Below are 7858 nucleotides of genomic sequence, written 5' to 3'. Positions count from 1 at the left end.
TGGTCGACGACCTGTCTAAACGATTCGCCCGATTGAATCTGTTTCCGCATCCGGTTCTTCAAAACAAACCACTGATGGTTGAGATCGCCGCCTCGGCTGTCCCGAGGCAGGCATCTTGCCTGGCCTAAACAATTTGGACGTTATTTGCTCCTCATTCCTGAGTCAGTCTCTATTGCCGTTGGCGATGCGCGGCACCCTGCCGCCGCCGCCCCGATGAACTCCAAATACAGTCGATTAAGCGCTGCGCAGTGCCACAATGGGGTCTAACTTGGCCGCCTGACGAGCCGGAAAGACACCGAAGAACAGACCGATGCCGCCGGAGACGCCCACCGCGATCGCGATCGCCGCACCGGACACCCCGGCTTCAAACGGGGTCAAAACGCCGATGAGCACTATGCCACCGATGCCCAGGCCAGTGCCGACCAAGCCGCCAGCAATGGACAAAATGATGGCTTCAATCAGAAACTGGGTCAGAATATCTTGCTGAGAAGCGCCGATCGCCTTGCGTAGACCGATTTCTTGGGTGCGCTCGCGAACGGATACCAGCATGATATTCATAATGCCGATGCCGCCGACCAGTAGCGAAATGCCCGCGATCGCCGCCAGCATCACCGTCAGCGCCCCAGTAATCGTTTCGGCAATGCTGAGTAACGTATCTTGACTTTGGATAAAGAAATCATCTTCGCCGCGAATGTCGTGCCGCAACCGCAGCAAATTCGTGATTTGGAAAGCTGCTGTGCTCATGCTTTCCCGATCCTCCGTGGACACCGAGATGAACGACACCTCAATGCCGTAGGGCGACTGTCGCCGTCCCACTAGGCGACTCGCCTGGGTGGTAATTGGCAGCAGCACGGCGTCGTCATAGTCGAGCCCCAGGTTCGACCCCTTTTGCGCCATCACGCCAATGATTTCAAAACTGGTGCCATTCACGCGAATAGACTGGCCAATGGGTAAGGTATCGTCAAATAGCCTGCCAGCCAGAGTGGCACCCAGCACCGCCACCTGACTGCGACGGTCGAGATCTAACTCGGAAATGAAGCGACCCTGACCCATCTCAAAACTGCGCACTTGCAAGAACTGTTCGCTAGTGCCGACCACACTGGTGTTGGTGTTGCGATTGCGAAAGGTCACCAAGTTGCGGGTGCTATATTCCGGCGCGACTCCCACGACTGAGGGCACTTGCTCGGCGATCGCCCGCGCATCTGCCACCACTAACGTGCGAGGAATATCGAGCCCCCCGAGTTCTCGCGTTTCGCGGTTGCCTGGGGCAATAAACAGCACGTTGGGGCCGAGGGTTTGCAACTGGTCATTCACATAGCGCTGCGCCCCTTCGCCAATGCCCACCATCGAAATGACGGACGCATTGCCAATGACAATGCCCAACATGGTTAAGCTGCTGCGCAATTTATTGGCGGTGAGGGTTCTGACCGCCATCCGTAAACTTTCACCCAGATCCATCGGTTGCGACTCAATGTGTGGCTTCTTTTAGGAAAACACATCCCGCTGGGTTTGGGGGGGCGTTGGGGGGCCATACCGCAGGATGAAGGGATATTACAGGGCCGTCCCTCAGAGGTGAATAATCTTTGCTGAGCAGAAATTGCGGAAATGAATTTTGCTACTGTACAGGCATCCAAATCGATGGCTAGGGCTGCTTCCACCGTCAGTAAGTCCTGTCAGTTCTCCCCCCAGCTGTAAACGACATTGAGGAAGCAATGATCATGACTGATTTTTTAGATTGTTTGAAGCATAAATACGCCTACATCGCCATTGGCGAATTTAAGTCTGGCTGCTTTGCCGAAGCTCGCCAACTCTACGAAAAGGCGGTTTCGACTTATACCGCAGAAGGCTTTGATGGCGCGTATCTGCTGCAAGAGCCGGGCAGCGATCGCGGCATCGCCATCATTTTTTGGGATAACCCCGGCGATATGACCGAGCATCACACCAAGGTGTATGACGAAGCGCTGAGCAAGATCTCCCATCTATTTGCCGAACCGCCCACAACGGGCTTCTACGAAGTCTGTAGCGAAATTCTGCCCCTGTTGGCCGGCGCAATGGCCAGTAAGTAAGCGATCGCTGTGACGACCGCCCATTTTGAACGTGCTGACAGATTGAGCGATCGTCAGAGGTTCCAACAATGCTCCTTTTGGAAAACTTGTTGTGTGTCCTGAGCCCGTCGCAGGATGAACAGGCTTCCTCCCTTCGGTAGACGCTGCGCGAATGACAAGATTCAGCCGGGGCGATATTGCTGCGTTACCGCAGCCATCCTGAAAATTGCGACGGAAATCCAGGCTACTGTCGCGATCGCCATTAATTCTTGGGTGAGTGGATGGCGCTCGACTTAGGGATCGGCAACTAAATAAAGTACCCGTTCAGTCCGGTTTCGACTTCGCTCAACCTACCAGCATCGAGAGTTGAGCGGAGTCGAAACTCGGTTCATGGGGATCTTTTTTGCGCACAAGTCCCTTACAGGACGACAATGCGATGCGCGAGGTAATCCTGCACATGTTGGGCATGGTCATGGTCTAGGGGTAGCGTCTCCACATCGGTCCAAGAGAAACTCTGCACGGCCAGGGCTTCCTTGGGGTCATTGGCCTGAGGTATCCCCGTCACAAACGCTTCGATCGTCACACAGATGGAATGGAAACGGGGGTCGCGTTGGGGAGAGGAATAGACGCCCACCAATCGCCCGACTTGCATGATGGTGAGGTTGGTTTCCTCGGTCAGTTCTCGCTGGGCGGCCGTGGCGACATCTTCGCCCCAGTCAATGAGCCCACCCGGAAAACACCACAGCCCCGTATCGCGGCGACGCATCAGCACGACCGAGCCATCGGGCAGAATCGGAATCACGCAGACGCCCACTAAGGGGCGGCGCAACAATAACCCCAGCAGCGTGCGAATGGCGCGCTGCCAGGGCTGGCCGACGGTGACGCTAGATTGCTGGCTGGGCATCATTTAGATAACTCGGCGATATCCTGTAGCACCTCCTGAGCGTGGGGCTCAGGTTTTACCTTGCGGTAGATTTTAGCGAGGTTACCGTTGGGGTTAATGATGAAGGTACTGCGGCTGATGCCCATGTACTCTTTGCCCATGAACTTTTTGAGCCCGTAGCTGCCGTATTCACCCGCGATCGCGCCGCCTTCATCCACCAGCAGCGGAAAGGGCAGATCATGCTTAGTCGCAAACTTCGTGTGGGACTTGGCATCATCGGTGCTGACGCCCAGCACCACCACATCACTGTCGGTATAGTCGCTATAAGCATCGCGAAAGCCACAGGCTTCCTTGGTACAACCGGGTGTATTGTCGCGGGGATAAAAGTACAGCACGACCCATTTGCCCTGGAGGTCTTGCAGTTTGACGATATTGCCTGCGGCATCGGGCAGCGCAAACTCAGGAGCCGGATCGCCAACATTTAAAGTCATGCAGCTTAAGTAAATCTAAAAACAACCACCACCCTATTCTATACTGCCGCCCCAAACCCTTCGCGACACGCTAACATAAACTCATAATGAATACGCATTAAGGGGTGATTTCGCCCCCTGAGTCGGGTCAGTATCTGCTTTGATTATCTAAGCTAAGGTGGAAAGGTTTTGGCTGGTGAGGTGGGCGATCGCTCAGGCTAACTTCACTGGACATTGCTCCCGGCTATGCTGACTTGAATGACGAGTCGATGCTCTATTGACGCAACATGAGACTGTTATGACTGCAACTGTTCAAAAAAATCCACTGCTGATCGGTCAAGGGCTGCCACCCTTCCAAGAGATTCAACCGGAGCAGATCGAACCCGGTATTCAGGAACTACTTCAGAACCTCGCCACCGAGCTGGAGACGCTCGAACAAACCGTTGAGCCGACTTGGGCCGGACTCGTGGAACCGCTGACTCAAATTGAGGAACGTTTGACCTGGAGTTGGAGCATCATCGGTCACCTGATGGGCGTCAAAAACAGTCCCGAACTGCGAGCCGCCTACGAAGCCGTGCAGCCGGGACTCGTACAATTTGCCAACCAATTAGGGCAAAGCCAGCCGCTGTATGCCGCCTTTAAGCAAATTCGGGCAGGGGCGCTGTGGGATCAGCTGACCGCTGCTCAGCAGCGCATTGTCGAAGCCGCCATTCGGGATGCGGAGCTGTCGGGCGTGGGCTTAGAAGGGGAAACGAAAGAGCGCTTCAACCAAATTCAGCAGGAATTGGCGGAACTCTCGACCAAGTTTTCCAACCACGTTTTGGATGCGACCAAAGCTTTTCAACTGGTCTTGAAAACACCTGAAGACATTGAGGGCTTGCCCAAGAGTTTGCTCGGACTTGCAGCTCAAGCGGCCAAGGGCGCTGGACACGAAGCTGCGACGGCGGCAAATGGCCCCTGGGTGATTACCCTCGACTACCCCAGCTATGTGCCGTTTTTGCAACATAGTCGGCGGCGTGACCTGCGCGAGCAAGTGTATCGTGCCTTTATTTCACGGGCGGCCTCTGGTGACTTGGACAATCAGCCCATCATTGAGCGCACGCTGGAACTGCGCCAGCAAGTTGCCGACATCCTGGGCTATGACACCTACGCTGACCTGAGCATGGCTCGCAAAATGGCTCCCTCGGTGGCGGCGGTAGAGCAGTTGATGGAAGAACTGCGCAGTGCTAGCTATGAGGCGGCAACTCGCGAGTTGGAGGAGTTGACGGCATTTGCCCGCGATCGCGGTTTCACTGCCGAGTTAAAGCAGTGGGATGTCCCCTTCTGGTCAGAACGGATGCGGGAAGAACTGTATGGTCTCAACGATGAAGAACTGCGGCCCTACTTCCCTCTACCCCAGGTGCTCGATGGTCTGTTTGCCTTAGCCAAGCGGCTCTTTGGCGTGACGATTACGCCCGCCGATGGCGAAGCGCCCGTATGGCATCCTGATGTCCGGTACTTCCAAGTGGCGGGGGAAACGGGAGAGGCGATCGCTCACTTCTACCTCGACCCCTACAGCCGTCCCGCCGAAAAGCGCGGCGGTGCGTGGATGGATGACTGCGTAAACCGAGGCAAAGTCAAGGAACAAGTCCGCTTGCCCGTGGCCTATCTGGTGTGCAACCAGTCGCCGCCGGTGGACGGCAAACCGAGCTTGATGAACTTCCGCGAAGTGGAAACCCTGTTCCACGAGTTTGGTCATGGCTTGCAGCACATGCTAACGACGGTGGACTACGCCGGAGCGGCAGGCATCAATAATGTGGAATGGGATGCGGTGGAACTGCCCAGCCAGTTTATGGAGAACTGGTGCTATCACCGGGAAACGCTGCTGAAGCTAGCGCGCCACTATGAAACCAGTGAGCCGCTACCCGAAGATCTGTATCAAAAGATTTTGGCGGCTCGCAACTTTATGACGGGCAGCGCGATTTTGCGCCAGGTCAGCTTTGGCTGGCTGGATATCGAACTCCACCACCGCTATCAGCCCGGTGGCGATGAAACCATTTGGGAGGTGCGCGATCGCCTCGCGAAGACCACTACCGTCATGAAGCCCCTGCCCGAAGATGCCTTTCTCTGTGCGTTTGGCCATATCTTTGCGGGGGGCTACGCGGCAGGCTACTACAGCTACTTCTGGGCCGAGGTGCTGAGCGCCGATGCCTTTGCGGCGTTTGAAGAGGCTGGTCTCGAAGACGACACCGCTATCACCGAAACGGGGCAACGCTTCCGCAATACAGTGTTGGCACTGGGCGGCAGTCAGCATCCGATGGAGGTGTTCAAATCTTTCCGAGGACGGGAGCCGAGCACTCAGGCCCTGCTGCGGCATCGGGGGCTAGCGTCAGCAGCCTAGCCATTTAGGGGCTAGAAGTGTCTTGGTAGCCAGGGTGGCGATCGCAAAATCGTTGCGCTGGCTACCAAAAACACAAAATTGGCAACAGAAACGCTAAGTGTTGTATCTTTTTCCAGGAAAGCACTCCATTGTTGTTGAGCAGGCGTTATCTTGTTTTCAACTATAGATCCACTTAAATCAAAGCGATAAATTCAAAACGTGAATTCAAAAGATACTTGAAAGCCCAGCATTGCTGGGCTTTTTTTTGCCGTAAATTTACTAGCTTCGAGGGGACGGTGCCCTTTCGGGTTGACCGATACGGTAAGGACTCATTCAAGGGCACCGTCCCCTGTGTGCTGAATTGTTAGCGGGCGATCGCACCCCGATTCACGGTCTGCAACGCTTCCGCCAAGCTACGAACCACCGCGACCATCGCTAGTTCATTGTCCAACTTGTTCACGGCGGAGCCGACACCGATACCGGCAGCTCCAGCCGAGATCGCCATCGGCGCTGTCACATCCGACAGGCCAGAGGCACAGAGCACGGGTACGTCAACCACACGGGCGATCTCCCGCGCTGCCGCCAATGTCGGCGCGGCTTTTTCAATCAGGCCCAGGGTGCCGCCGTGGGTCGGGGCGCTGCTGGTGCCCCCTTCGGTTTGAATAATATCTGCACCGGCGGCGACCAAAGCTTCCGCTAGCGCCACCTGCTCATCCAGTGCCAAAATATGGGGCACCGTCACAGACAGGGTGATTTCTGGCAATAGCTGCCGAGTTTGCTGGGTCAGCGCCAACACCTCAGCCGCCTCAAATCGAATGCCCTGGGCATAAAAGGCGTCAAAGTTTCCAATCTCGATCAAGTCTGCCCCGGCAGCCACGGGCGCGACAAACGCCTCCGCTTCCACCGCCGACACGCAGATGGGCAAATCGGTCAGGGCTTTCGCCATCTGCACCAGGTCAGCATCGGCAGCGATATCCAGAAAAGTTGCGCCGCCTTGGTCGGCTGCCCGCACCACCGCCGCCACGCGATCGCGATCGAAATTCGTCAGGCCGCTAATAATTTTCAGTGCTTGGCCTTGGGCAAATGCCGTTTGAAGCTTGGCTTGCATAGTCTAAAGATTCCCCGTAATCAGGTTCATAACTTGCCCTATTTTGCCATCCTTCGGCAGTGTCAGGGGCGTTCGCCAAACCAGCCCAATGGCGTCACCACACAACCGTTATGGCAAGGCGAGCAGCGATACAGTTTCGTCTTGGTAAAACCGGGCGATCACTGGATAGTGCTGACGCAATAAGTTTGCCACTTGGGCCGTCGAGCAGTTGCCTAACCGCACCCAAATGACCTTGGGTGGATTACCGAGTGCCAAACTCAAGTCATGCATATCCGCCTCCTTTGAGACAATCATGAAGCCATTGGTTTTGGCATAATCCCAAACGACGCTGTCGCCCGTCGCTTTCATGCCGATATCCCGCACATGGCGTGAGCTGGGAAAGCGATCGCTGAGGCGACTGGGCAATTTTGGCGACAAATTTTCATCAAAGAGCAACCTCATGCCCTCAGGAAGCCGTCATATAGCGGCGTTCGCGATCGGCGGCATAGGCAATGCAGGCTTTCAAATCTTCGCGGGTCAAATCGGGAAAGTCATCTAGAATTTCGGCCTCGGTCATTTCAGAGGCCAAATATTCCAACACTTCATACACCGTGATGCGCAAACCCCGAACGCAAGGCTTACCCCCACGCTTTCCCGGCTCAATCGTGATGAAATCCTTGTAATTCATCGCTTTCCGCCATTGATTAATATCCTACTGATCCCAACCAAGCGATCGCCATTGATTCAATCACCCCGATACTGGGGCGCTCGGTTTTGAGCACCTGTCGCTCATAGGCTGACGTCGTCAAAGATTCCCCGTAATCAGGTTCGTAACTTGCCCTATTTTGCCATTCCCTGAGCCGGGCGACAGCTCTCCTTCAGCCACTGAGTCCGGCTGTGCCGCCCGCTCGTTGGCGATCGCCGGATGGCGCAGGGCCTAGTGCAGCGTCAAGACTAAGATTTAGGGCTTGCTCCTGGAGGGAGCCACTGCGTGAACGACAGGCTCAGCCTGAA

Annotated in this window: 8 protein-coding genes; 2 read left to right on the top strand and 6 right to left on the bottom strand. The window is 55.7% G+C overall.

Going from position 1 to position 7858, the window contains the following annotated elements; translation table 11 throughout:
* Positions 1 to 234: 234 nt before the first annotated feature.
* Complete coding sequence (locus tag JUK32_RS01995) at positions 235 to 1458, bottom strand: ABC transporter permease (protein ID WP_204137177.1); 1224 nt, start codon at positions 1456 to 1458, stop codon at positions 235 to 237.
* Positions 1459 to 1718: 260 nt separating this feature from the next.
* Here JUK32_RS01995 and JUK32_RS01990 point away from each other — a divergent pair, with 260 nt between their 5' ends.
* A complete protein-coding gene (locus JUK32_RS01990) occupies positions 1719 to 2066 on the top strand; it encodes an antibiotic biosynthesis monooxygenase (RefSeq protein ID WP_204137176.1) in 348 nt (115 codons plus the stop codon).
* A gap of 397 nt (positions 2067 to 2463) precedes the next feature.
* On the opposite strand, the gene JUK32_RS01985 is transcribed toward JUK32_RS01990, so the two are convergent.
* Together JUK32_RS01985 and bcp are read right to left on the bottom strand one after the other, a co-directional pair.
* Positions 2464 to 2952, bottom strand: a complete 489-nt coding sequence (locus JUK32_RS01985) for an NUDIX hydrolase (RefSeq protein WP_239112238.1) — start codon at positions 2950 to 2952, stop codon at positions 2464 to 2466.
* Entirely contained in the window at positions 2949 to 3419 is a 471-nt protein-coding gene (bcp, locus tag JUK32_RS01980; RefSeq protein WP_204137175.1) for a thioredoxin-dependent thiol peroxidase, read from the bottom strand. The genes JUK32_RS01985 and bcp overlap by 4 nt, the downstream gene beginning before the upstream one ends.
* 277 nt (positions 3420 to 3696) lie before the next feature.
* On the opposite strand from bcp, the gene JUK32_RS01975 reads away from it, so the two are divergent.
* Entirely contained in the window at positions 3697 to 5778 is a 2082-nt protein-coding gene (locus JUK32_RS01975; RefSeq protein WP_204137174.1) for a M3 family metallopeptidase, read from the top strand.
* Between the two features lie 343 nt (positions 5779 to 6121).
* Here the strand turns inward: JUK32_RS01975 and JUK32_RS01970 are convergent, their stop codons facing one another.
* From JUK32_RS01970 to JUK32_RS01960, 3 genes are all read right to left on the bottom strand, one after another.
* Positions 6122 to 6865 (bottom strand): DUF561 domain-containing protein, encoded by a 744-nt coding sequence (locus tag JUK32_RS01970; protein WP_204137173.1) that lies wholly within the window; start codon positions 6863 to 6865, stop codon positions 6122 to 6124.
* Positions 6866 to 6973: 108 nt separating this feature from the next.
* Positions 6974 to 7306 (bottom strand): DUF5615 family PIN-like protein, encoded by a 333-nt coding sequence (locus JUK32_RS01965; protein ID WP_204137172.1) that lies wholly within the window; start codon positions 7304 to 7306, stop codon positions 6974 to 6976.
* Positions 7307 to 7310: 4 nt separating this feature from the next.
* A complete protein-coding gene (locus tag JUK32_RS01960; RefSeq protein WP_204137171.1) occupies positions 7311 to 7532 on the bottom strand; it encodes a DUF433 domain-containing protein in 222 nt (73 codons plus the stop codon).
* Between the last annotated feature and the right edge of the window lie 326 nt (positions 7533 to 7858).

The organism is Halomicronema sp. CCY15110 (assembly GCF_016888165.1).
GTDB lineage: Bacteria > Cyanobacteriota > Cyanobacteriia > Phormidesmidales > Phormidesmidaceae > Halomicronema.
Note: the sequence above shows the minus strand (reverse complement) of the source record. Positions and strands in the feature narration are given on the sequence as shown.